The following is a 25,009-nucleotide window of genomic DNA, read 5'->3' on the forward strand; positions in this document are numbered from 1 at the left end:
CGCCGGCGGCGTCCGGACCGCAGCCGCGGGCACGGCCGCGCCCGCGGCGGGCCGGACGCGGGTCGCGCGCAAGGAACTCAACCGGCTGGAGCGCGCGCTGGAGCGGCTGGGACGGCAGGAGACCGCCCTGCACGCGGCGCTTGCGGAGGCGGCTGCCGACCATGAGCGTCTACTCGCACTCGACGCCGACCTGCGCGCGGTAGTCGCGGAAAAGGCTCGGACCGAGGATGCCTGGCTCGCTCTCGCGACCGACCTCGAGGATGCCTGACCCGTTTCATCCGGATAGCGCCCTTCAGCGCGCGTTTCGCGCAGCAACGAGGTACGCGTCAACCAGGTAAGCGCGCCCGGCAACAGGGATTCGGTTTGGCCGGCGACGCGGCCGGGGCGCGCGTCTGAACGCGCCCCGCCGGAATGACGCTTCCGAACACGCTCAGGACGTTGGCTGGACTTCTTTTGCCCGGATGCGTTCGGGATCCGGCCAACGGACATCATGGACGATTCGCAGCGTTTCCAACAGCTTGATCAGATAGGCGCTGGTGTCCAGTTGCCAGGGCTTGACCCCGTGGCGGGCCAGGGTTGGTTCGGCATGATGCAGGTTGTGCCAGGACTCGCCCATCGAAAGGAAGGCGAGCGGCCAGACATTTCCGGAACGGTCCCGCGATTTGTACGGGTGCTTGCCGACGACATGACAGATGCTGTTGGTCGACCATGTCACGTGGTGCAGCAGGGCCACCCGGACCAGGCTCGCCCAGAAGAACGCCTGCAGCGCGCCTTCGAACGAGCCGCGCCACAGCCCGCCGATGAGCGCGGGCGCGGCGAGGCTCACCGCGGCGCAGACCGCGAACATCCGGCTGACCCGGACCATGTCAGCGTCGTCGAGCAGGTCCGGGGCGTATCGGCGCTGGTCGGTCTGTTCGACGTCGAACAGCCAGCCGATGTGAGCGTGCCACAGGCCCCTGGCCACCGCCCAGGTGCCGGTGCCATAACGCCACGGTGAGTGCGGGTCACCGTCCTTGTCGCTGAAGGCGTGGTGGCGCCGGTGGTCGGCGACCCAGCGGATCACCGGTCCCTCGATCGCCATGTTGCCGGCGATGGCGAGCGCGACACGTACGGGCCTGGAGGTCTTGAAGCCGCGGTGTGTGAAGTAGCGGTGGAAACCAATGGTCACGCCATGGCCAGTGATCATATACATGGTCGCGGCCAGGAGCACGTCCTGCCAGCTGATCCACCGATTCCACAGCAGGGGTACCGCCGCGGCCAGCGCCGTCAGGGGAAGCACGATGATCGTGGCCAGCGTGATCTGTTCACCGCGGGCCTTGAGCGATGAACGCGGCGCGACGGTGTGGCGAGGCGGGGCGGTTACACCAGGTGCCGCGCGGGCTGTGACGCCCGTCGCGTTCACTGTGTCTGTAGTGGTCATGAGACAATCCCGCCCATCGGTCGTGTTCGTCGCCACGACGGCTTCCGTTGGGTCACGGTAGCTTGTTGCGGCAGTGTGTGGTGCTCGCCACGGGGAACATCCATGCGAACAATCCGTGCGGCCGGGCTGACCGTCATGAGCCGGACACCCGTCGGCGTGATTGTGCGATCTTTGGCGGATTGGGTTCGTGCTGGTATACTGCGATCGATTTTCCTCGATCCGCCGTGGTGTAATCGGCAGCACAGGAGATTTTGGTTCTTCTAGTCCACGTTCGAGTCGTGGCGGCGGAGCGAGAGGTTCGACCGATGGCTACCGGCGTGACGTGCGGTCGGTTTATCCTCGTTGGGTTGCTTGTCGTCGCCCGAATTGTTCTTCCTGCCCATGATGGCGGCCGGTAAACCGTATCCGGTAAGCCGTGACCCGGTAAGCTCACCGTACACTGACGTTGATGTCCGCGATCACGGGAGCTCGTGTGAGCCAACCACGTCCGGCGGCAGTTGTCGTCCTCGCGGCAGGCGAGGGTAAACGGATGCGTTCCACCATCCCCAAAGTGTTGCAGCGTATTGCGGGTCGATCCCTGCTTGAGCACGTCCTCGCCGCGGTGGCTCCGCTCGACGCGCGGCGGCAGCTCGTGGTGGTCGGGCACGCGCGGGAGCAGGTGATCACGGCGATCGCCGGACGAGCCCCGGCCGTGTCGCCGGTCGTGCAGGACGACCAGCGTGGCACCGGGCACGCGGTCCGGGCCGCGCTGCGGGCGGCGGCGGGTATCCGGCCGGATGAGCTGGTGGTCGTGCTCCCCGGGGACACCCCGCTGTTGACCGGCGCGACGATGGTGGCGCTGCTGGCCGAGCATGTCCGCGCGGCCGCGTCGGCAACCGTGCTGACCGCCGAGCTTTCCGATCCGACCGGCTACGGCCGGGTGATTCGTGGACCGTCGGGTGACGTCCGGGCGATTGTCGAGCAGTCGGACGCGGACCCCGCCACCGCGGCCATCCGCGAGATCAATACCGGGGTGTACGTGTTCACGGCGGGTCCGTTGGTCGAGGCGCTGACAGCCCTGACAACTGACAATGGGCAGGGCGAAGAATATCTGACCGACGTGATCGGGGTGCTTTTCGCACGCCGGCAGGCCGTGGCCGCCTGTCCGCTCGACGATCCGGGCGAGGCGTTCGGAGTGAACGACCGGGTCCAGCTCGCCGCGGCCGGCATCACCATGCGGGACAGAATCGTCACCGCGGCGATGCGGGCGGGCACCACGGTGGTGGATCCGTCCACCACCTGGATCGACGTCGATGTCGTCCTTGAGGCGGACACGACGCTGCTGCCGAACACGTTCCTGCACGGCAGCACCCGGGTGGCCGCCGCGGCCGTGGTCGGTCCGGACTGCACCCTGACCGACACGGTGGTCGGGGCTGGGGCCACCGTCAGCCGTACCACCGCGGCCGATTCAGTGATCGGGCCGGATTGCGTTGTCGGTCCGTACACGCACCTGCGCCCGGGGACGCACATCGGGCGCGGGGTCAAGCTGGGTGCCTTTGTGGAGACCAAGTCAGCCCAGGTCGCTGACGGTGCGAAAGTGCCCCATCTGGCTTACGTCGGCGACGCGGTGATCGGCGAACGTAGCAATATCGGGTGTGGGACGATCTTCGCTAACTACGATGGCATTGCCAAGCACCGTACGGTGATCGGCATGGATGTCAAGATCGGTAGCGACACCGTGCTGGTCGCGCCGGTGCGGGTGGGAGACGGTGCGTACACGGGTGCCGGTTCGATTATCACCGAGGATGTGCGGCCGGGAGCGCTGGCCGTTCGGGAGGGCCGGCAGCGCACGATCGAGGGATGGGTGCAACGGCGCCGGCCGGGAACCGCGGCGGCTCGGGCCGCAACGGACGATGCGGCTGGTGAACCCGGCCGGACGGCCACCTCCGCCACCATTGCTGGCATGACCGGCGGCGGGGGCCGACCGTAGATACCTACCGGGTGCCGATGGGAACCGAGCGTAATCGAATGGACCAGGTTGGAGAATCCTGATGGGCTACCAGACCGAGAACCGGCGCAACCTGATGCTTTTCGGTGGTCGGGCACATCCTGAACTGGTGGCCGAGGTGGCCAGCGCGCTTGACGTCGTGCCGGTGCCCACCAGCGCCTATGAGTTCTCCAACGGAGAGATCTTCGTAAGGTTCGAGGAGTCGGTTCGCGGGTGTGACGCCTTCGTGCTGCAGTGTCACTCCGCGCCGGTGAACACCTGGCTGATGGAGCAGCTCATCATGGTGGACGCGCTCAAGCGCGCAAACGCCAAACGCATCACCGTGGTGGCCCCCTTCTACCCCTACGCCCGGCAGGACAAGAAGCACCGCGGCCGGGAGCCGATCTCGGCCCGGCTGATCGCGGACCTGTTCAAGACCGCCGGTGCGCACCGGCTGATGTCGGTCGATCTACACACCGCCCAGATCCAGGGGTTCTTCGACGGGCCGGTTGACCATCTCTTCGCGTTGCCGTTGCTCACCGACTACATCGAGAGCAAGCTCGACACCTCCGCTGTAACGGTGGTGGCCCCGGACGCCGGCCGCGTCCGCGTTGCCGAGCGCTGGACCGACCGGCTCGGCTGCCCGCTCGCCATCATCCACAAACGACGCGACCCGGATGTACCGAACCAGGTCAAGATGTTCGACGTGGTCGGAGAGGTCAGGGGCCGGACCTGTGTCGTCGTCGACGACATGATCGATACTGCGGGCACCATCACCAAGGCTGCCGAGGCGCTGAGCGAGAACGGCGCAACCGAGGTGATCGCCGCGGCGACCCACGGCGTGCTTTCCGGTCCCGCCGTCGACCGCCTGAAGAACTCCGACATCAGTGAGGTCGTGCTCACCAACACGTTGCCGCTACGCAGCGAGGCCCGCATTGACAAGATCACAGAATTGTCGATCGCGCCGCTGTTGGCCGCTGCGATCAGGGCCGTTTTTGAGGACGGATCGGTGACTGAGCTCTTCGGCGGGGACGCATGACCGCCGGATCAGCTGTGTATCCGCCTGTCTGACCGCGAGTGTCCGTGTTGATTGTTCCGGCGCTGCCCCGGCAGCCCGCGCGGACACGAGCGGCGCGGGACGCATCGGGCCCGGTGACCGTGCGATGAGTGGTTTGCCCGTTCTGTCCGGCGCCTTCATCGGTGCTCTGCTCATGGCGGCGACAGCCACATGGATCGTGCTGTTCCGTATCCACCGGAAGCTGTCGCGAGCGCCCAGGGCGGTGGTCTGTCTCATGGCCGTGCTGCTCACGATCACGGTGGCGGCTGACGCGGTCAACGCCTACTTCAGCTACCTCCCCCGGCTCGGGGATGTGATCGGAGCGGCCACGGAGGGGGGCTCCGACCCACATCTGAGGACCACGGACCTGCGCCCTTCGACGACGTCAGCCACCGTGCGTTCGCATCCGCACGGAGCGGTTCTGGCCCTCCCAGTCCCCGACAGGGGCAGCGGATTCGGGGCGACGACCGCACTCGTCTATCTTCCACCGCAGTACTTCGACCGGTCACAACGGCGCTTTCCGGTGCTTTACCTCATCCACGGGTCACCTGGGATTCCAGCTGACTGGTTGCGGGGTGGGCAGGCGGCCGATGCCGGTGACCGGGTCGCGGTCACCGGCCATCCGGTGATCATAGTGATGCCGCGCATGAGCCACGGCTGGCTTGACGACCCCGAGTGCGTTGACGGCATCGGTGAGCGCGTCGAGACCCACCTGCTGCGTGATGTCGTACCGGCGGTCGAGGCGACGCTGAGGATCGAGCCCGGATGGACCAACCGGGGCATCGCCGGGATGTCCGCCGGCGGTTACTGCGCGCTTAATCTTGGGCTGCGGAACAGGTTCATGTTCGGATCGATCATAGACATGTCCGGGCTGACCCGCCCGACCCACACCGGCGGCCTGAGGCCGTTGTTCGGCGCTGGTCCACAGGCGCCGGCCGCCGCGCTGGCGAACAGCCCGGATCTCTACATCGATGGCCTCGGTCCGGGCCCGCGGCCGCAGGTCTGGCTTGACGTGGGACGTCATGACCGCAAGGTCGCGGGCGCCATGAGGCACATGCACGATCTTCTCGACGCGAACGGCTACCTGGTGCAGCTGCATGTGCGGCCGGGAGTACACACGTTCACCGTCTGGCGGCCGGCGTTGCGGGACGCGCTTTCCTGGTTCGCGGCTGACGTCGCGCGGGTGTCCGCCGCGTAGCGACCCGCAGGCAGGGGATCCGCGCTGGGCAGGAGGCCGGCACCGCGCGCCGCCGGTCCCGGGCACTGGACCGGTGGTCGGCGGTCGGTGGTTAGTGGTCAGTGCGGACCGTGCTGTTGCCGACGCTGGTAGCGGGCTCGGCGCCGCGCAGGAAGCGGCCCGGGTTGCCGACCCAGACCTCGGCCGCGGGCACATCGGCGAGTACGACCGTGCCCATGCCGACCGTTGACCACGGGCCGACCGAGAGGTTCTCCCGGACCAGTGCGCCCGCGCCGACGTAGGCGCCCGCACCCACACGCACCCCGCCGGCCAGCGAGACCGACGCGCAGATCGTCGCGAAGTCCTCCACGACGTCGTCATGGGTGAGCACCGAGTTCGGCATGACCGCCACGTGGTTACCAATAGTGACAGCAGTGGTCATGGCGATGCCACCCAGCAGGATCGATCCGTGACCAACCGTGCAGGACGGCGGTACATGAACCCCAGGATGGACGACGGTGGCGAAGCGCTCCGCGCCGATGCCACCCGCGGCCAGCCGGGCGGCGAGCCGCGCTCGTACCGCGCCGGAACCGGGGCAGAGCACCACCACCGCGTCCGGCATGCTGGCGATGACCTCGGTGCCACCGAGCACGGGCAGACCGTCCAGCACACAGCCCCAGCGGGCCGGGTTGTCGTCGGTGAAGCCGAGCAGCCGATGGCTGTCCGCGGCGTACACGGCCTGCGCCGTCTCACGGGCGAGCCCGCCCGCACCGACCAACAGCAGCGGCTGACGTGCGCGATCTGTCACGGGACCTGTTATAACTCGTACCGATGAGGGGCTGACCCACCGGAGGGCGGGTCAGCCCCGCCGCGTCCCGTCCGGTACTGTGAAGGACCGCGCTGTTCCGGCAGGCGCTTCCCGCTTGTTTCGCGCCGCGCCGTTGTTCCCCAGGCTGTAGGAGGATGAGTACCGCCATGTCCGAGGTCCGCATTGCCGCGGAGCCGCGTACCGAGTTCGGCAAGGGCGGGGCTCGTCGTACCCGCAAGGCCGGCAAGGTCCCGGCCGTTCTGTACGGTCACGGTCAACCGCCCCGCCATATCTCGCTGCAGGCCCACGAGCTCCTGCACGCGTTCAAAACCGATGCCGGCACGAACGTGCTGCTCCGGCTGGAGCTGTCCGACGGGACTCAGCTCGCTCTTCCCAAGGACGTCCAGCGGCATCCGATCAGAGGTAGTTTCGAACACGTCGACCTGGTCATCATCCGTACCGGCGAGCGGGTCACTGTGGAGATCCCGGTCGTACTGGTCGGTGACGCCCACAGCGACACTCTCGTCGACCAGCAGCTGACCACCGTCTCGGTGCGGGCCGACGCGACTGACATCCCTGGGTCGATCGAGGTCGACATTGCCGGCCTCGAGCCCGGCGCGAACATCAATGCTGGTCAGCTCGTCCTGCCCGCGGGTTCCATCCTGGACACCGACGCGGGGCAGGTCGTCGTCCAGGGGCTGGCGAAGCTGACGGTCGCCCAGATGGACGCCGAACTCGCCGGGGCCGAGCAGGCAGCCGGCGGCGCGACAGCCGCCGCGGCGGGCGAGAAGACCGACGCTTCGGCCTGATGAGCCCGCTGGCGGTGTCATGACCGGCTTGGGAGCCGATGGCGTGGCTGCCGGGCCATGGCTGGTCGTCGGGCTGGGCAATCCCGGTCCGACGTACGCCGGTAACCGGCACAACATCGGCTTCATGGTCCTCGATCTGCTTGCCGAGCGGGTCGGGGACCGTTTTCGGACCCATCGGGCACGCGCCGACGTCGTGCAGACGCGGCTTGCCGGCGCCCAGGCGGTGCTTGCCAAGCCACATTCCTTCATGAACGCCTCGGGCGGCCCGGTCGCGGCTCTGCGTACCTTTTTCAAGGTTGATGCAGGACGAGTTCTGGTCGTGCACGACGAGCTGGATATCCCTTTCGGAGCTGTCCGGCTCAAGCTCGGCGGCGGCGACAACGGTCATAATGGTCTACGATCCGTTACGGCTTCGCTGGGCTCGCGTGACTACCTGCGAGTTCGGCTCGGTATTGGGCGTCCACCCGGTCGGATGGACCCCGCCGACTTCGTCCTGCGGGACTTTTCCTCGGTTGAACGCAAGGAACTCGCCTTCGTGGTGGACACCGCGGCGGACGCGGTCGAACAGGTCGTCGCCGAAGGGCTGGCCGCGGCCCAGAATCGTTTTCACGCACTGACCCGGTAGCGGCCCGGCCCGCTGGCCGGCTGGCCCGGTAGTGACCCGGTCGATGCGCCGCTCCGGTCAGCCCGAGATCCCGGTCTGGACGAAAGCGGGCGACCACGCCTGCGCCACCAGCACCCGAGGGGCACCGGAGCCATCAGCGGCCACTCCCCACACATCGTTGATCACGCTGTCCTGGTCCGAGGTTCTCGGCAGGCCGTAGGCAACGGTGTTCTGGTCGAACCAGGCAGCCTGGTCATCGACACTACGGGTTTCGGCGAGCGGCGTCTCGCGCATCGTCGCGAGGTCCAGCACGGTCAGCCGCCACTGCACCAGGCTTCCCTGGGCGCGTTTCTTGAAGGCGATCCGGGTTCCGTCCGGTGACAGGGATGGGCACTCGACGTTGGTCGTCAGGGCGCGCAGCGTCCGCGTCCTGATGCTGCCGACCACAAGATAGGTCTGGCCACCGGTGGACAGCGTCGCGTACAGGCGGTCATCGTCATGATCGAAGGTCACTCCCCAGAAGTTGGCGTCGGTGGGGTGGATCTCCTTGCCATCCCTGGTGACGGTGAACGACTCGAGATTGCCGATCTCCCGGCCGGCGGAGACGTCGTAGAGCGTCGTAGCGGTCGAGAAACCCGCGCTTGCGTAGGAATGGCCCGAGACGAACGTGGTTACCGCGGCCAGCCGGCCGTCCGGGGACAGGCGGGCCCGGCTCGGAATGCCCACGATGTTGAAGCCGTGCCGCACCTGCATGTCCGGAGAGAACGTGAACGCCTTGTAACTGGTGTAGATGCCCGGGCTCGCCGCCAGGCACAGCCCGACCGTCGCCACCATGTCGACACGGTCGCACTGCAGGTTCGTGACGACGCGCGGAGCGTTCAGGTCGTTGAGTTTCGCGACGGACACCTCGCCGTAGCTAGGCCCCCGTTCGCTGCTGCGGAAAACGACCACCGGGGTGCGCAGCAGCGAGGTCAGGTCGATCGGACGCGGGCTTGCGGCCTGGGCCGCTACCGGGGACGAGCGGCGGGAGAGGCTGATTCCATAACCGATAGTGAGCGCGACGGCACACAGTACGACCACCGCGAATGCTGTGCGCCGACGCCAGCGGTTCGAGCGCGGCACGGCCGATCTGGCTGATGATCTGGTGCTGGCGGTCACATCGTCCTCCGCAGAGCTGACCATGCGATGGCAAGGGCGACGGCAAGGAGAACAGCAGCCGCGGTCAACGCGGTTTCCACACCGGCGGCCGTCCACAGCGCGCCGAAGGCGGCCGAGGCCGCCAGCTGACCGAGTGACACGCCGCTCTGCACCAGTGCCAGGCCGGTGGTTCGAGCTCCGGCGGGTAGCGCGGCGCTGGTGAGTGCTGACAGGACGCCGTCGGTGGCAGCGTAGTACAGGCCCAGGAAACCCAGACAGCACAGTAGCGCGGTCATCCCCCGCAGCGGCGACAGCAGCGTCACGTAGACACCCAGCAGAGCTCCGAAGCCGCCGAGAAACACCCGGGCCCGCCCGATCCGGTCCGCCAGCCGTCCGAGCGGAACCGAGGTGAGCAGGTACATACCAGATGTTCCGGCCGCGAGCAGGGGGAACATCGTCGGCGTGATCTCGAGAGTTTGCTGCATGCGCAGGTAGATGAACGCGTCGCCGATGGTTGCCAGCGCCAGCACGCAGCCGGCCACCAGAATCCGGCGCAGCCGCCGGTCGGTCACGGCGAGCATCATATCTCGCAGTGACATTTTCATTGCTGGTTGCGCCGGAATATCGGAAGGGGCCGCAGTGCCAGCGGGGGCCGACGGGCCGGGCCGCCCATCAGCGCCCGAAGGTTTTATGATCGTGATCCCCGCCGCGCTGCCGGGCTGTGCGGCGGCTTCGGGAGCCGGGTGGCGATCGACGAAGAACACCAGGACAGCCAGGCCCACCACACCGGCACACGCGCTGACCGCGAAGACGAGGCGGTAACTGCCGGGAACGGTCGACAGGACCGCGAACGCCGCCACCGGGCCGAGCATCGCGCCGAAGGTGTCCATGGCCCGGTGCACCCCGAAGGCGACTCCGAGACCGTTCTCGGTGGCGGCCAGCGAGAGCAGCGCGTCCCGAGGTGCGGTCCGGATGCCCTTACCTACCCGGTCGGTCACGATCGAACCCGAGACGACCGCCGCTGAGCCCCCGGGTACGAGCAGAGCGAGCCTGGAGAGCACCGACAGCGCGTAACCCGCCGCGGCCACGTCACGGTGCCGTCCGAGGCGGTCCGAGGCTACGCCTCCCGCCAGCCGGACCAGCGCGGTCACACCTTGGTACAGGCCGTTGACGACGCCGACCTGGAGCGGGCTGAAGCCGAGGGAGAGGACGAGGTACAGCGGCAGCACCGCGGTGACCATCTCGGTGGACAGATCGGTGAGCATGCTGGTGAGGCCGAGCATGAGTACGACCGGGGCGACGGCCAGGCCCGCGGGGCGTCGGGCCGGCCGCGGCTGATCGGATGCGGCGTCCGGCGGGTGGGGCGGTGGACCGTCACGCAGTGTCGAGTACATGGGCACTTTTCCCTTTGGGCAGGTTAAGAATCAACTGTCAATATTTAATACGACTTTTTGTCAAAATTTTTCCTAAATTTATGATTCGCTGTTGACCGGCGATCGGGCTGTGTGTCGTTAAGGGGACAATTTTCTGGTCATCGCCACAACATGCGGACTGAGACTAGATATGCAACGCCATATAGGGTAATTTCTGCTGGTCGGGCTCCGGTAGGGGGGTAGTCCGACGTCCAGGAGGGGGCTGCTTCGCCGGGGGCCGGCGCGGTGCCGCGGTACTGCCGTGGCAGGCGGGCCACCGCTGGGGAGGCTGGGGGGGTCGAGCATGTCATGTCGATATATCACCAATTTTCGGACTCCGTCCATCCTGGGGGCTTTGCGTGACCAAATGACGTTCTTCCGGGGGCGTCTCCGCAGGTAGGAGTCCTGCAGGTGAGAATTTCAAACAGCGGAAAAATGCTGTCCTCGTCGCTGGCCGCAAGCAAAACGAGGGCGCATTCGCGCCTCGTCTCGCCGCTCGCTTCACGATGGATTGTCCTGTCGGTAACGGTCGGGATTCTGATAGCCCTTTCCGTACCGCTTGCCTCTCGTGCGCGCGCGGCCGACCCATGTGGCCCGCCAGTCGTCAACCCGATCGCCTGTGAGAACACCAAGACCGGTTCGCCGCAGTCCGAATGGGACCTCGCCGGCACCGGCGGCGACACCATCCAGGGATTCAGCACCGATATCAGTGTCAATGCCGGCGGCACGGTGCACTTTAAGATCAAGACCAGTGCCAGCGCCTATCGGCTCGATATCTATCGGCTCGGCTGGTACGGCGGTGACGGAGCCAGGAAGATGGCCACCGTCAACCACTCCGGCGTGCAGAGCCAGCCTGCCTGCCTCTTCTACACCGCCACCAACCTCACCGACTGCGGCAACTGGGCGGAGTCCGCGACCTGGGCGGTGCCGAGCAGCGCGGTCTCCGGCGTCTACGTGGCCAAGCTGGTCCGTACCGACACGGGCGCGGACAACCACATCGTCTTCGTCGTGCGCAACGACGCGAGCCACTCGGACGTGCTGTACCAGACCTCCGACACCAGCTGGCAGGCGTACAACTCCTTCGGCGGGGCGAGCCTGTACCCGGGGCCGATCGGGCGCGCCTACAAGGTCAGTTACAACCGTCCGTTCACAACTCGTGGTGACGTTCCGGACGGCCGTGACTTCGTCTTCGCCAACGAGTACCCGATGATTCGTTTTCTTGAGCGAAATGGTTACGATGTCTCGTACGCCAGCGGTGTCGACACCGATCGCTACGGCAGCCTGCTGACCAACCACCGGACGTTTCTTTCGGTCGGCCACGACGAGTACTGGTCGGGCCCGCAGCGGGCGAATGTCGAGGCGGCCCGGGACGCCGGTGTCAACCTGGCCTTCTTCAGCGGCAACGAGGTCTACTGGAAGACCCGCTGGGAGCCGAGCACCGAGGGGTCCAACACCCCGTACCGGACCATGGTCACCTACAAGGAGACCTACCTCGACGTGGTCGACCCGCAGGACCCGCCGACATGGACCGGCACCTGGCGTGACCCACGCAAGAGCCCGCCAGCCGACGGCGGCCGTCCGGAGAACTCGCTGACCGGTACCGCCTACATGGTCAACAGTGACGACCTCACCATGATGGTCCCGGCCGCGGACGGCAAGATGCGCTTCTGGCGCAACACCGCTGTCGCCAGCCTGGCGCCCGGGACTTCGGCGGCTCTCTCCCAGCACTCGATCGGGTACGAGTCCGATGAGGATCTCGACAACGGCTCCCGCCCGGCCGGCCTCGTACAGCTGTCGACGACCACCGGCGCTGTCAGCCAGTACCTTCAGGACTACGGGACCACGGTCGCGGCCGGTACGACCACGCACCACATGACGCTCTACCGCGCCGCGAGCGGCGCGCTCGTGTTCGGCGCGGGCACCATCCAGTTCACCTGGGGCCTGGATGCCGTGCACGACGGCACGGCAACGGCGGTTGACGCCAACATGCAGCAGGCGACGGTGAACCTGCTGGCGGACATGGGCGCGCAGCCGGCAACGCTGATGCCAGGGCTGGTCACGGCCACCGCGTCGACGGACCACACGGCACCGTCGGTGGCCATCACCTCGCCGGCCGCCGCAACAGCCGTCACCAACGGCAGCCAGCTGACCGTGACCGGTACCGCTGCCGACGCCGGTGGCGGAGCCGTCGGTGGTGTGGAGGTCTCCATCGACGGCGGCGCCACCTGGCATCCGGCGACCGGGCGCGAGAGCTGGACCTACACCGGGACGGTCCACGGCCTCGGGGCAGTCACGATCAAGGCCCGTGCGTCCGACGACAGTGCCAACATCTCGGCGCCGGTGACCGTATCGGTCAATGTCAGCTGCCCGTGCATGGTTTTCGGTTCCGCCGTGACCCCGAAGACGCCGGCGGTCGCCGACACGACCGCGCTGGAACTGGGCGTCCGCTTCACCGCTGACGTCGACGGCTGGGTCACCGGAGTCCGTTTCTACAAGGGCAGCGGAAACACCGGTACGCACACCGGGACGCTGTGGTCGGCCACCGGCACCCAGCTGGCCACCGCCACCTTCACCGGGGAGAGCGCGTCCGGCTGGCAGCAGGTCACCTTCGCGCAGCCAGTGCAGATAACCAGGAACACCGCCTATGTCGCCTCCTACTGGGCGCCGGGCGGGCACTACGCGGCGGACGCGGGCTTCTTCGAGGTGACCGCGGCTGACGCCGTGCCGCTGCACGCGGCCAAGGACTCCGGGAGCGCTCCCAACGGGGTTTACCGCGCGGGCGGCACCGGGTTCCCGACCAGCACGTACGGATCCACCAACTACTGGGTGGACCCGGTGTTCTCCGATGTCGCGCCGCCTGACGTCACCCCGCCGACGGTGACGGGCCAGACACCGCTGCCCTCGTCCTCCAGCGTGTCGACGGCGGTGACCCCGACAGCGGTCTTCAGCGAGGCCGTGCAGCCCGGGACAATCACCTTCACCGTCGGCGCGGGTGGGCAGAACGTGGCGGGCGGCGTCGGGTACGACGCGGCGACCAGGACCGCGACATTCACACCGACCGCGGCGCTGGCTACCGGTACGACTTACACGGCAACCGTCAGCGGTGTGCGGGACATCGCGGGCAACCTGCTTGCCGCTCCGGTGACGTGGACCTTCACCACCACGCAGCAGCCACCGGCGGACGGCCTGTGCCCGTGCGGTATATGGCCCGACTCCGCGACTCCGGCGAATATCACCGAAGCCGACACCGGCGCGGTCGAGCTCGGGGTCAAGTTCCGCTCCGACGAGGATGGAAAGATCACCGGTATCCGGTTCTACAAGGGGCCGGCGAATACCGGCACCCACACCGGGACGCTGTGGTCGTCCACTGGTACCCAGCTGGCTACCGGTACGTTCAGCGGGGAGAGCAGCACGGGCTGGCAGACGCTGACGTTCGCCACTCCCGTGTCCATTGTCAAGGACACCACCTACATCGCCTCCTACCACACCACCACTGGCCGCTACTCGACCACGCTCAACCAGTTCGCCTCAGCTGGGGTCGACAACCCGCCGTTGCACGCGCTCGCCAGCGGGCAGGACGGGCCGAACGGTGTCTATGTCTACGGCAGCCATGCGTTCCCGACGCAGCCGTCGACCACGAACTACTGGGTTGACGTGGTCCTGTCGCTACCGCCGGACGTGACCCCGCCGACGATCACCAGCACGGCCCCGGGCGCGGGCGCGAACAGCGTCCCGGTCACCTCGGCGATAAAGGCGATCTTCAGCGAGCGCGTCACGCCGTCGAGTATCACGATGCGGCTGACCGACGCCCAGGACAACAGCGTCGTCCCGTCGACGGTGGCCTACGACGCGCCGAGCAGGACAGCGACACTCACGCCGACCGCGACGCTGGCGACCGGTCACGTCTACACCGTGTCGGTATCCGGGGCGACCGACCCGACCGGCAACATGATGGCGCCCGTATCCTGGTCCTTCACCACCGCGGGCCGGTGCCCATGTTCGATTTTTGATACGACTTCCGTCCCCGCGACGCTGGATTCCGGCGACACCCAGGGAGCCGAGCTCGGCGTGCGCTTCAGCGCGGATACCAGCGGCTGGGTGACCGGGCTGCGCTTCTACAAGAGCGTGGCGAACACCGGCACGCATGTGGGCACGCTGTGGACGAATAACGGCACCGCGCTCGCGACCGCGACCTTCACAGGTGAGACCGCGTCCGGATGGCAGCAGGTGAGCCTTTCCGCGCCGGTCGCGATCACCGCCGGCACCACCTATGTTGCCTCTTACCACGCGCCGAACAGCCATTACTCGGCTAGCGCCGGCGTACTGAGCACCACCGTCAACAATGCACCCCTCCATGCACCGGACAGCGCTACCGCGGGCGGCAACGGACTGTACCTGTACGGCGCTGGTGGATTCCCTGACCACAGTTTCGCCGGTGCCCACTACTGGGTGGACGTGGTGTTCACCACGACCGCGCCACCCGACAATACACCACCGGCGGTAGCGGTACGATCGCCCTTGGGCGGTGCGTCGTCGGTCCCGGTGGACGTGGCGCCTCAGGCGGCCTTCACGGAGGCGGTCGTCCCCTCGACGGTCACCATGACCCTGTCCGGTGGGGGCGGCCCGGTCAGCGGCTCGGCCGCCTATGACGCCGCCGCGTTCACGGAGACCTTCACCCCCGCCGCCGCCCTGACGCCGAGCACTCAGTACACTGTCACCGTCAGTGGTGCCAAAGATGCGGCTGGGAATACGATGTCGTCCACCAGCTGGACGTTCACCACAGCCAGTGCATCAAGTCCGACCGGACCGTTCTCACTTTGGAGTGATTCGACAGTGCCGGGATCTGTCGACGCGGGCGACACCAACGCGGCTGAGCTGGGGGTGCAGTTCATACCCTCCGTGAATGGCCGGATTCTCGGCGTTCGTTTCTACAAGTCGGCAGCCAACACCGGTACGCACACGGGCACGCTGTGGAGCGGCTCCGGCACGGCGCTGGCCACCGCTACGTTTACCGGTGAGTCGACTACCGGATGGCAGGAGGTTCGTTTCTCGACGCCGGTTGCTGTTACGGCAGGTAGCACCTACGTGGTCTCCTACCACACCAGCGTCGGCCACTATTCCGTCAATGGTGGCTACTTCCTGTCGTCCGGGCTGGTGAGTGGCCCGCTCACCGCGCCGTCCAGCCCTTCGTCTGGTGGTAACGGCCTGTATATCTACTCGGCCACCTCGGTGTTTCCAACAAGCACGTATAATGCCGCCAACTACTGGGTTGACGTAGTGTTTGACCCGACTTCGTAGTCCTGTCGTCGTGGGGTGATTTGCCGTGGAGTTCGCCGGGCACGCTCGCGTGCCCGGCGAACTCGTACCGTCTTTTGGGGGGAAAGCGTTGTCCTTGATCGGTGCGGCCGTTGTCGGTGCGGGGTACTGGGGTCCCAACCTCGTCCGAAACCTCCGGGGAAGCTCGGAGTTCCGGCTCAGGTGGCTGTGCGATATTGACAGCGACCGCGCCCGTGCGGTCGCCGGTTCGTACGGCGATGTCCGGGCCACGGACCGGCTTGATGACATTCTTGATGATCCGCAGGTGGGCGCGGTGGCCATTGCCACGCCGGCTGCCACACATGTGGATGTCGCATTGAGGGCGCTGGACGCGGGCAAGCACGTGCTCGTCGAAAAGCCGCTCGCCTCGTCGGTGGCGGAAGGCCGCAAGCTGGTCGACGCGGCGGAGTCCCGTGGCCTCGTTCTCATGTGCGACCACACCTACTGCTACACGCCGGCGGTTATGAAGATCCGCGAACTGGTCCGGGCCGGTGCCCTCGGCGAGATCCAGTACGTCGACTCGGTGCGGGTCAATCTCGGTCTCGTCCAGCGTGACGTCGACGTGATCTGGGATCTTGCTCCGCACGACCTGTCAATCTTCGACTTCATTCTGCCCGATGGAGTGACGCCCGAAGCCGTGACGGCCACCGGTGCCGACCCGATCGGCGCGGGCAGGGCCTGCGTCGGCTACCTGTCGATGGCGCTGTCCAACGGCGCGATCGCCCACACCCATGTGAACTGGCTATCGCCGATCAAGGTCCGGACGGTGATCGTCGGCGGTTCGCGGCGGACCCTCGTCTGGAACGACCTGGACCCCGCGCAGCGTCTGTCGATCTATGACCGCGGGGTCGATCTCGCGGAAGCCAACGTGCTGGAAAGTGAGAGCAGACGGAACATGATGATCTCCTACCGCAGTGGCGACATGGTCGCCCCCGCGCTGGCCGAACGGGAAGCGCTGAGTACGGTGATGACCCAGTGGGCGACGGCCATCGAAAGCGGGAGCCCGTCCGCGACCGATGGTCGCGCTGGCCTGCGGGTCCTGGGAATGCTTGAGGCCGCCTCGCGCAGCCTGCGTTCGGGCGGCGCCCGCGTCCCGCTGCTGGAGGTCGCCCGATGACCACGGCCCCGCGGAGCGCCGCTGTTGCCCTCGCCGGCACTCGCTGCCTGGTCACCGGTGGTGCCGGAACGATCGGCTCGACCGTGTGTGACCAGCTTGTCGAGGCCGGCGCGGCCGAGGTCGTGGTGCTGGACAACCTGACCCGCGGCCGCGAGGCCAACCTGGCCACCGCCCTGAGGTCCGGGCGGGTGCGTCTGGTCACCGGTGACATCCGCGACCGCGCGTTACTGGCGGAGCTGATGCCCGGAACCGACATCGTGTTCCACCTGGCCGCGATCCGGATCACCCAGTGCGCCGAGGAGCCCCGGCTGGCGCTCGAGGTGCTTGTCGACGGGACCTTCGACGTCCTGGAGGCCGCGGTTGCCAGCGGTGTGCCCAAGGTGGTGGCCTCGTCGTCGGCATCCGTGTACGGCCAGGCGGCGGTGTTCCCCACCTCCGAAGATCATCATCCGTACCACAACGACACGATCTATGGCGCGGCAAAGGTCTTCAACGAAGGCCTTCTCCGTAGCTTCTACGCCATGTATGGCCTTGATTACGTAGCGCTGCGCTACTTCAATGTGTACGGGCCGCGGATGGACGTGCACGGTGTTTACACCGAAGTCCTGGTGCGCTGGATGGAGCGGATCGCCGCTGGCCAGCCGCCGCTCATCCTGGGCGACGGCACGCAGACCATGGACTTCGTATTCACCACGGACATCGCTCGGGCCAACCTGATGGCGGCGCAGGCGGACATCACCGATGAGGTCTTCAACGTCGCGTCTGGTGTTGAGACGTCGTTGCGTGAACTTGCCGAGGCCCTGGCCGCGGTGATGGGCGCCGGTCATCTCGGTCTGGAGCACGGGCCCGCGCGCCGGGTGAACCCGGTGGCCCGTCGCCTCGCGGACACCTCGGCCGCCGCGTCCCGGCTGGGTTTCAAGGCCGAGGTCGGCCTCACGGAAGGCCTGCGGCAGCTGGTCGCATGGTGGCGCGAGGCGCGGCCGGAGCTCGGCTCATGAGCCCGCTGCCCGCGCTCACGCGGCCCCGCGAGCTCGTGGTGTGCAGCTCCGGTACGTCCTGGGACGGGATCTGGTTCCCGATGCGCCATGTTGCGCTGCACCTGTCGCGCCAGCTCCCGGTGCTGTGGGTCGACCCGCCGATCTCCTACCTGACGCCGCTGAAGGACCGCAACACCGCCGCTGCCCTGCGTCGTCCCCGGCTGCGCGTGGTCCAGCCGGGGATCATCCGGCTGACGCCCGTCACCCCGCCCGGGGTAAGCCGTCCGGTCATGCGGGAGGCGGCGAGGCTGGCCGCCCGTGACGCCGTCCGGCGGGCTCTGCGGCGTATCGGTGCGACCGTTCGCGCGGTCATCGTGGACTCCCTTGCCGACCTGCTCGATGTCGCGCCCGGGGCCCGCCGGGTCTTCTACGGCACCGACGACTTCGTCGCGGGTGCCGAGCTGATGGGCGTGTCCAGGCCGTGGCTGGAACAGGCCGAGCGGCGCCAGCTCACCAAGGCGCACGTGGTCGTGGGAGTCTCCCCGGTACTGGTGGACCGGTGGCGGGCCATGGGCACCGAGCCGGTGCTGGTGCCCAACGGTGTCGACGCCGGTCACTTCGCCGGCTGTGACAACGCGCCACTGCCCGAGGACGTGCACCTGCCGTCCCCGATCGCGGGTTTTGTCGGGCACCTGTCCGACCGCATCGATCTGACGCACCTGGAGGCGGTGGCCGATCGGGACATCTCCGTCCTCCTCGTCGGGCCGCGGCAGGCGACATTCGAGATCAAGCGTCTGGACGCGCTGCTGTCACGGCCCAACGTGGAGTGGGTGGGCCCGAAGGCGTTCGCGGACCTGCCGTCGTACCTGCGCATGATTGATGTGGGGCTCACCCCGTACACCGATTCCGCCTTCAACCAGGCCAGTTTTCCGCTCAAGACCCTTGAGTACCTGGCCGCGGGCCGGGGCGCGGTAAGTACCGACCTGCCCGCCAGCCGCTGGCTGGACACTGACCTGATCAGCATCGGCGCGAGCCCGCAGCGCTTTGCCGCCCAGACCGCGGCGGCGCTGGATGTGCCCCGTACCGACAGCCTCGCGGCTGACAGGCGCACGTTCGCCGACCGTCATGACTGGGCGGCCCGCACGGCTGAGCTGGCCGAGCTGTGCGGCCTGCCGGCCGGGCCCGCCGGTGATCGTGCGAGTGTCACGGCGCTCACCACGGTGAAGGCGGCCGATCGATGAGCCCTATCCCGGTGATGACGCCCTGGCTGGGTGAGCAGGAGGCACAGGCCGCGGCTGACGCGGTCCGGTCCGGATGGGTTGCCCAGGGGCCGCGGGTCGCCGAGTTCGAACGCGCCTTCGCGGACAGGCTCGGTGGTGGTGAGGCGGTCGCGGTGTCGTCCTGCACGACCGCGCTGCATCTCGCGTTGGTGCTGCTGGATATCGGCCCGGGTGACGAGGTGGTGGTGCCGTCCCTGTCGTTCATCGCTACGGCGAACGCCGTCCGTTATGTCGGCGGCACTCCGGTGTTCGCCGATGTCGAGGCGTCGACCGGGAACATCACGGCGGACACGGTGGCTCCCGTGCTCACCAGCCGCACCCGCGCGGTGATCGTTGTTCATCAGGGCGGGGTACCCGCGGATGTTGCCGGGGTGTCGCGACTGTGCGGGCCGCGCGGTGTCGCCGTGGTTGAGGATGCGGCCTGTGCCGCCGGCTCGACGATGAACGGCCGGTGGGTCGGCGCGGGCGCGCCGCTTGCGGCCTGGTCGTTCCATCCGCGCAAGCTGCTCACCACCGGTGAGGGGGGGATGCTCACCACGACCGATCCCGCCTGGGCCGCACGTGCGCGGCGGCTGCGCGAACACGGGATGAACGTGAGCGCGGCCGAGCGGCACCGCAGCCGGCAGCCGGTGCTGGAAAGCTATGGCGAGACCGGTTTCAACTACCGGATGACCGACATCCAGGCCGCGGTCGGGCTGGTCCAGCTGGCAAAGCTCGACGCGATGGTCGAACGTCGCCGCATCCTCGCCGAGCGCTACCAGCGGTTGCTCGCGGTGGTTCCAGGTTTGGTGACCGTCAGTGACCCGCCGGGGGGGATGGCCAACTACCAGAGCTTCTGGGTGGTCCCACCGCCGACCTCGGCGGTGGGCCGCAACGAGCTGCTCGCTCTCCTGGCCGAGCGCGGTATCTCGGCCAGGCGCGGCATCATGGCCTCCCATCTGGAACCCGCCTATGGCGGGCAGCGGCGTGATGATCTTCCCGTCACCGAATGGCTGACTGAGCAGTCGCTGATCCTGCCCCTGTTCCACACGATGACCGAGCAACAGCATGATCAGGTGGTGGGCGCGCTGCTGGATGCCATCACCGGTGGCGCGCATGTCGTGGATGGCGTTGTCGGACAGGGTGTGCACAGCTCGTGAGGATCTTGGTTTATCCCCACCTGATGGAGATCGGGGGAAGCCAGCTCAACGCGGTGGAGCTGGCGGGGGCCGTCCGGGATCTGGGCCATGACGTGACCGTCTTCGGGGTGCCCGGCCCGCTTGTCGAAACGGTGCGTGCGCTCGGGCTTGACTACGTCGCGTCGCCGAAGCCGGGGCGGCGGCCGTCGCCCCGGGTGATGAGCGCACTGTGCCGGGTGGTGCGCGAACGGCGGATCGAGCTGGTGCACGGCTACGAGTGGCCGCCGGCGTTGGAGGCCTTCTTCGGGCCGCGCACGAGGCTGGGCGTGCCGGCCTTCGCCACGGTGATGTCCATGGCGGTTGCGCCGTTCCTGCCGTCCAGCATGCCCCTGGTGGTCGGCACGGAGCTGATCGGCGAGTCCGCCAGAGCTGTGCGGCGCGGTCCGGTCGACCTCATCGAGCCACCGGTCGACGTGCGTGCCAACGCCCCGGACGCGGTTGACGATGCCGCGCTCACCCAGCTGCGAACCCGTTTCGACCTGAGTCCGGCCGATCTTCATGTGGTTGTGGTGTCGCGGCTCGCCACCGAGCTGAAGTTGGAAGGGCTCCTGGCCGCGGTTGACGCTGTTGCCCGGCTGGCGGTGGACCTGCCGGTGCGGCTGGTGGTGGTGGGTGACGGCCCCGCGCGGGAGCAGCTTGCCGCGCATGCCGCGCGGATCGGCGCCATCCGGGGCGGCAAGGTGGTCGTGTTCACCGGCGAGCTCACCGATCCGCGGCCCGCGTACGCCCTTGCCGACATCTCGATCGGTATGGGCGGGTCGGCACTGCGGGCCGCGGCTTTCGCGAAGCCGTTGATCGTCCAGGGTGAGGGCGGTTTCTTCGAGCTGCTGGGTCCCGAAAGCGTCGATGCGTTCCTCTGGCAGGGCTGGTACGGCATTGGCGAGGGCGACCGGATCAGCGGTGCGCGTCGACTGATCAAGATTCTTAAACCATTGCTTACGGACGCGGATCGCCGCCGCCAGCTGGGCGACTATGGTCGCGATCTGGTGACGCGGCGTTTCTCGCTGGAGCGCGCGGCTCGTGTCCAGGAGGCGCTCTACGCCCGGACGCTCCAGGCCGGCGTGGGCCGGCCTGAGGTGCGTACTCTCGGAGTGAGCGCGGCGGGCCTGTTCGCCCACGAGGTGCGGCGGCACTACGACCAGCTGCGTGGACAGGCGGCGTTGGACGACTTCAACGCCCGTCGTGTCCAGCCAGGTAATCCCCCGGCCCGGTCGGCCGCTTCCAGTCAGTCATCTTCAGATCCGGTGGCTCCGGGCTTCGCGAAGCTGCCGTCTTACCCCATTGAAGGGACGTCGCGGTGACCACGATTCCGTTGGTGGATCTGGCGGCTGCACAGGCTGAGATCGCCGAGGAGGTGCGGGCCGGGTTCGACGAGGTGCTCGCGACCACCGCGTTTGTCGGCGGGAAGCAGGTTGCGGCCTTCGAGCGCGAGTACGCCGACTTCTGCGGTGTCGGGTACTGCGTGGGTGTGGGCAACGGCACCGACGCTATCGAGCTGGCGCTGCGCGCGGCCGGCGTCGGTGCCGGCACTGGCACTGGAGCCGCTACCGGTGGCAATGCCGGTGCTGACGAGGTCATCCTGCCGGTGAACACCTTCGTGGCCACGGCCGAGGCGGTGCTGCGCGCGGGCGCGCTGCCGGTGTTCGCCGATGTCGACGACGAGCATCTGCTGCTGGATCCGGACGCGGTGGGCGCAGCGTTGACCGAGCGTACTCGCGCGGTGATCCCGGTCCATCTGTACGGGCAGGCCGCGCCGGTCGAGCGGATCGCGGCCGCCTGCCGCGCCGGCACGATCGTCCTTGAGGACGCCGCGCAGGCACAGGGCGCTGCCCGCGGCGGACAGGCCGCTGGCGGGCTCGGCCTGCTGGCGGCCACCAGCTTCTACCCGGGGAAGAACCTCGGTGCCGCCGGTGACGCGGGTGCCGTGCTGACCAATGATGCCGAGCTCGCGCGCAAGGTGCGTCTGTTGGGCGCGCACGGCAGCGAACGCAAGTACGTGCACGAGTCGTTGGGCTTCAACTCGCGCCTCGATACCCTCCAGGCCGTTGTGCTGCGGGCCAAGCTGACCAGGCTGGCCCGGTGGAACGAGGCGCGAGCGGCCGCGGCGGTCCGTTATGACGAGTTGTTGGGCGACGACCCCCGGGTCCGGCTACCGGCGACGCTGCCGGGCAACATCCATGCCTGGCACCTTTACGTGGTGCGGATTCCCGACCGGGACGCGGTACTGGCCCGGTTGCACGAACAGGGCGTGGGAGCCGGGATCCACTACCCGGTGCCGTTGCATCTGCAGCCGGCCTTCGCGGGGCTTGGCCACGCTGCCGGTGACTTCCCCGTCGCGGAGAAGGCCGCTGGAGAGATTCTCTCCTTGCCGTTGTATCCGCACATCACCCCTGAGCAGCAGCGGCGGGTCGCCGATGAGCTCCGGCGGGCGCTGCCATGACGGACTTTTCCAAGCCTCGGGAGGCTGCCAGGCCCTCCGGCGATGCCGTGTTCGTCCATCCCCACGGCCTGTGCGAGAGCGACGACGTGGGCCCGGGAACCCGGGTCTGGGCGTTCGCGCACGTGCTGCCGGGTGCCGTGATCGGCGCGGGCTGCAACATTTGTGATCATGTTTTCGTCGAGTCCGGCGCCCGGATCGGTGACCGGGTGACGGTGAAGAACGCGGTGCTCGTGTGGGACAAGGTGACCGTGGAGGACGATGTCTTCCTGGGCCCGAACATGGTCTTCACCAACGACTTCCGGCCGCGTGCCGAGGTGAAGAAGACGCGGGACGCGCTGGCTCCGACGCTCATCCGCCGTGGCGCGACGATCGGTGCCAACGCGACGATCGTCGCCGGGGTGACCGTGGGTGTGTACGCGTTCGTGGCCGCCGGCGCGGTCGTCATCCGGGATGTGCCCGCGTACGCGCTGGTCGCGGGCAATCCTGGACGGAATCTGGGCTGGGTCTGTTCCTGTGGGGACAGGCTTGATCCCGATCTGCGCTGCGTGGCCTGCCTGACGGCCTACCGGCCGGCGACCGGCACCGACGGGCTGTGCGAGGCCGTGCCCTCGGCGTCCGTTTCGGCCGTTTCGACGCCGTAGGACGCGTCTCGCGGCGGCTGGTGCGGCTCTGGCCGTACCAGCCGCCGCAGCGGGAACAGGGGCACGGCGCATGCGGCCAGCCCGGCGAGGGGGAGCAGCAGCAGCTGGGCGAGGTCCCCGCGTACCACCGTGCCGAGCCCCACCATGACCAGGACAAGGGCCGTGGTTGCGACAACAGGGCGGCCGCAGTACCGCAGCGCGGCGATGGGCCGTACGTCCGCCCTGGCGATGGCGAAGATGAACGCCGGGCCTACCACGACCACCGCCACCGCGGCTTGGGCGAACGCAAGGCCACCGATCCCGCCTGCCCGCGCCCCGATGAACAGGGCCGGGGTGAGCGCCGCCAGCCAGCTGCCCTGGACGGCGAAGACCGCGCGCGAACGGCCCGCGCCCACCAGCAGGTCATAGGCGAGTTCAGCCGCGACCCGGCACGCCCCGAGGACCGCCAGCCACCGCAGGGCGTCAGCTGCGGCATCCCATTTCGGGCCGTAGACGATGTGGATGAGGGGCCCGGCGAGCACCGCGATGATCGCGCAGACCGGCAGGGTCGCGGCCATCAGCAGCGCGATCGAGCGGGCGAACGCGTCGGTGAGCGCGTTGCGGTCGGTGGACAACCGAGCGAACGCCGGCATGGCCACCCTGCGCACGGCCAGCGAGAACATGTTCACCGGCCAGCTGGAAAGGTTGAACGCGAGCATGTAGAAGCCAAGGGCCACCGGGCCCAGGACAGCACCGACGACCACGTAGTGGATATTGAGCACTCCGAAGACCAGCAGGCTCGACCCGGCCAGCGGCAGGCCGAAGTCCAGCAGGCCACGTACCTGGTGCCGGTCGAAGCCGAACCTGATCCGCGCGCCGGCGAAGGCAAAGATCATTATCGAGGTGGTGAGGTTACCGGCCAGATAGCCGATGACCAGGCTCCAGGCACCGTGCCCGAGGGCGGCAAGACCGATCGTGACACCTGTATTGACAGCGAGTGCGGCGAGGTCGGCAATCATTCGCCGGCCCTGCTGGAACGCGCGGGTGAGCAGGGCGGCGGGTACGGATGCCACCCCGTCGACAATCATGCTCAGGGCCAGCACCCGGACCAGACCGGTCGCCGCGGGTGAGCCGAGCAGGTCTGCGATAGTCGGCGCCAGCACCAGGGTAAGCAGGTAAAGCCCGATGCTGAAGCCGGTCGACAGCGTCTGGACGGTTGGGGCGATCAGCCGTGGCTCCCCCGGCCAGCGCACGATCGCGAGCGAGACACCCAGTTCGTTGATGGACAACAGGGCGTTGAGGACGACCAGCGCGACCGCGAAGTCCCCGTAGTCCGACGGGCTGAGCAGCCGGGCGAGCACGATCCCGGTGACCACGGTGCCCAGCCGGCTGAGCGCGTTGTTCAGGAGGCTGAAGCCGAGGCCGCGCCGTACCGCCCCGCCGAGCCCTGTTCCGCCGCTGTCGTTCCTGGTGCCGCTGTCTTTGACGCCGTCCTCCTGGGTACCGCCAGCCGGCCCTGGAGCCGGCTCGGGTGGAGTCCGTGGGGACGGCATCCCCGGTGTTGACGCGCTTGCCGGCATGTTCGGCATGGTTCCCCCATCTGCGACTGGCCAGGTGATGTCGCGGCCATGCGGTGCTTATCGAAGCATGGCTCTGCTATGATCTACGCCGGTCCTCGATAATGTCATCTG

General features: G+C 68.0%; 18 protein-coding genes and 1 pseudogene. 14 read left to right on the top strand and 5 right to left on the bottom strand.

Annotated elements, in window-relative coordinates; translation table 11 throughout:
- A pseudogene (locus MJ797_RS13460) lies at positions 1-268 on the top strand (ABC transporter ATP-binding protein); the annotation flags it as partial.
- A 162-nt stretch (positions 269-430) separates the two neighbouring features.
- Here the strand turns inward: MJ797_RS13460 and MJ797_RS13465 are convergent.
- The gene (locus MJ797_RS13465; protein ID WP_239334694.1) at positions 431-1,420 is read right to left on the bottom strand and encodes an acyl-CoA desaturase; all 990 of its coding nucleotides are present in this window, start codon (positions 1,418-1,420) and stop codon (positions 431-433) included.
- 472 nt (positions 1,421-1,892) lie between these two features.
- Here MJ797_RS13465 and glmU point away from each other — a divergent pair, with 472 nt between their 5' ends.
- From glmU to MJ797_RS13480, 3 genes are all read left to right on the top strand, one after another.
- The gene (gene glmU / locus MJ797_RS13470) at positions 1,893-3,389 is read left to right on the top strand and encodes a bifunctional UDP-N-acetylglucosamine diphosphorylase/glucosamine-1-phosphate N-acetyltransferase GlmU (protein ID WP_239334695.1); all 1,497 of its coding nucleotides are present in this window, start codon (positions 1,893-1,895) and stop codon (positions 3,387-3,389) included.
- A gap of 61 nt (positions 3,390-3,450) precedes the next feature.
- Positions 3,451-4,425, top strand: a complete 975-nt coding sequence (locus tag MJ797_RS13475) for a ribose-phosphate diphosphokinase (protein WP_239334696.1) — start codon at positions 3,451-3,453, stop codon at positions 4,423-4,425.
- A gap of 124 nt (positions 4,426-4,549) precedes the next feature.
- On the top strand, positions 4,550-5,641 hold the full coding sequence (locus MJ797_RS13480) for an esterase family protein (RefSeq protein ID WP_239334698.1): 1,092 nt from the start codon (positions 4,550-4,552) through the stop codon (positions 5,639-5,641).
- A 91-nt stretch (positions 5,642-5,732) separates the two neighbouring features.
- On the opposite strand, the gene MJ797_RS13485 is transcribed toward MJ797_RS13480, so the two are convergent.
- Positions 5,733-6,428 carry a NeuD/PglB/VioB family sugar acetyltransferase gene (locus MJ797_RS13485; RefSeq protein ID WP_239334700.1) on the bottom strand — a complete coding sequence of 232 codons (696 nt, stop codon included), beginning with the start codon at positions 6,426-6,428 and terminating at the stop codon, positions 5,733-5,735.
- A gap of 167 nt (positions 6,429-6,595) precedes the next feature.
- Between MJ797_RS13485 and MJ797_RS13490 the strand changes: the two genes are divergently transcribed.
- Positions 6,596-7,237, top strand: a complete 642-nt coding sequence (locus tag MJ797_RS13490) for a 50S ribosomal protein L25/general stress protein Ctc (protein WP_239334747.1) — start codon at positions 6,596-6,598, stop codon at positions 7,235-7,237.
- A gap of 19 nt (positions 7,238-7,256) precedes the next feature.
- Positions 7,257-7,862 (top strand): aminoacyl-tRNA hydrolase, encoded by a 606-nt coding sequence (gene pth, locus MJ797_RS13495; protein ID WP_239334702.1) that lies wholly within the window; start codon positions 7,257-7,259, stop codon positions 7,860-7,862.
- A gap of 57 nt (positions 7,863-7,919) precedes the next feature.
- Here pth and MJ797_RS13500 read toward each other — a convergent pair whose 3' ends face one another.
- Both MJ797_RS13500 and MJ797_RS13505 read right to left on the bottom strand, forming a co-directional pair.
- Positions 7,920-8,921 (bottom strand): TolB-like translocation protein, encoded by a 1,002-nt coding sequence (locus tag MJ797_RS13500; protein ID WP_239334704.1) that lies wholly within the window; start codon positions 8,919-8,921, stop codon positions 7,920-7,922.
- A gap of 74 nt (positions 8,922-8,995) precedes the next feature.
- Positions 8,996-10,372 carry an MFS transporter gene (locus tag MJ797_RS13505; RefSeq protein WP_239334705.1) on the bottom strand — a complete coding sequence of 459 codons (1,377 nt, stop codon included), beginning with the start codon at positions 10,370-10,372 and terminating at the stop codon, positions 8,996-8,998.
- A gap of 429 nt (positions 10,373-10,801) precedes the next feature.
- Here MJ797_RS13505 and MJ797_RS13510 point away from each other — a divergent pair, with 429 nt between their 5' ends.
- From MJ797_RS13510 to MJ797_RS13545, 8 genes are all read left to right on the top strand, one after another.
- Complete coding sequence (locus tag MJ797_RS13510) at positions 10,802-15,688, top strand: DUF4082 domain-containing protein (protein WP_239334706.1); 4,887 nt, start codon at positions 10,802-10,804, stop codon at positions 15,686-15,688.
- Positions 15,689-15,776: 88 nt separating this feature from the next.
- Positions 15,777-16,823: a Gfo/Idh/MocA family protein gene (locus MJ797_RS13515; RefSeq protein WP_239310934.1), complete on the top strand. Its 1,047-nt coding sequence runs from the start codon at positions 15,777-15,779 to the stop codon at positions 16,821-16,823.
- A complete protein-coding gene (locus MJ797_RS13520; protein ID WP_239334708.1) occupies positions 16,820-17,821 on the top strand; it encodes an SDR family NAD(P)-dependent oxidoreductase in 1,002 nt (333 codons plus the stop codon). Before MJ797_RS13515 ends, MJ797_RS13520 begins: the two co-directional genes overlap by 4 nt.
- Positions 17,818-19,041: a glycosyltransferase gene (locus MJ797_RS13525; RefSeq protein ID WP_239334709.1), complete on the top strand. Its 1,224-nt coding sequence runs from the start codon at positions 17,818-17,820 to the stop codon at positions 19,039-19,041. Before MJ797_RS13520 ends, MJ797_RS13525 begins: the two co-directional genes overlap by 4 nt.
- Positions 19,038-20,219: a DegT/DnrJ/EryC1/StrS aminotransferase family protein gene (locus MJ797_RS13530; RefSeq protein ID WP_239334710.1), complete on the top strand. Its 1,182-nt coding sequence runs from the start codon at positions 19,038-19,040 to the stop codon at positions 20,217-20,219. The genes MJ797_RS13525 and MJ797_RS13530 overlap by 4 nt, the downstream gene beginning before the upstream one ends.
- Complete coding sequence (locus tag MJ797_RS13535) at positions 20,216-21,559, top strand: glycosyltransferase (protein ID WP_239334711.1); 1,344 nt, start codon at positions 20,216-20,218, stop codon at positions 21,557-21,559. The genes MJ797_RS13530 and MJ797_RS13535 overlap by 4 nt, the downstream gene beginning before the upstream one ends.
- A complete protein-coding gene (locus MJ797_RS13540; protein ID WP_239334712.1) occupies positions 21,556-22,698 on the top strand; it encodes a DegT/DnrJ/EryC1/StrS aminotransferase family protein in 1,143 nt (380 codons plus the stop codon). Before MJ797_RS13535 ends, MJ797_RS13540 begins: the two co-directional genes overlap by 4 nt.
- On the top strand, positions 22,695-23,339 hold the full coding sequence (locus MJ797_RS13545) for an acyltransferase (protein WP_239334714.1): 645 nt from the start codon (positions 22,695-22,697) through the stop codon (positions 23,337-23,339). Before MJ797_RS13540 ends, MJ797_RS13545 begins: the two co-directional genes overlap by 4 nt.
- On the opposite strand, the gene MJ797_RS13550 is transcribed toward MJ797_RS13545, so the two are convergent.
- Positions 23,261-24,907, bottom strand: coding sequence for a lipopolysaccharide biosynthesis protein (locus tag MJ797_RS13550; protein WP_239334716.1), 1,647 nt, complete (start codon positions 24,905-24,907; stop codon positions 23,261-23,263). The genes MJ797_RS13545 and MJ797_RS13550 overlap by 79 nt on opposite strands.
- Between the last annotated feature and the right edge of the window lie 102 nt (positions 24,908-25,009).

Source organism: Protofrankia sp. CiP3 (assembly GCF_917627345.1).
In the GTDB taxonomy this organism is placed as follows: domain Bacteria; phylum Actinomycetota; class Actinomycetes; order Frankiales; family Frankiaceae; genus Protofrankia.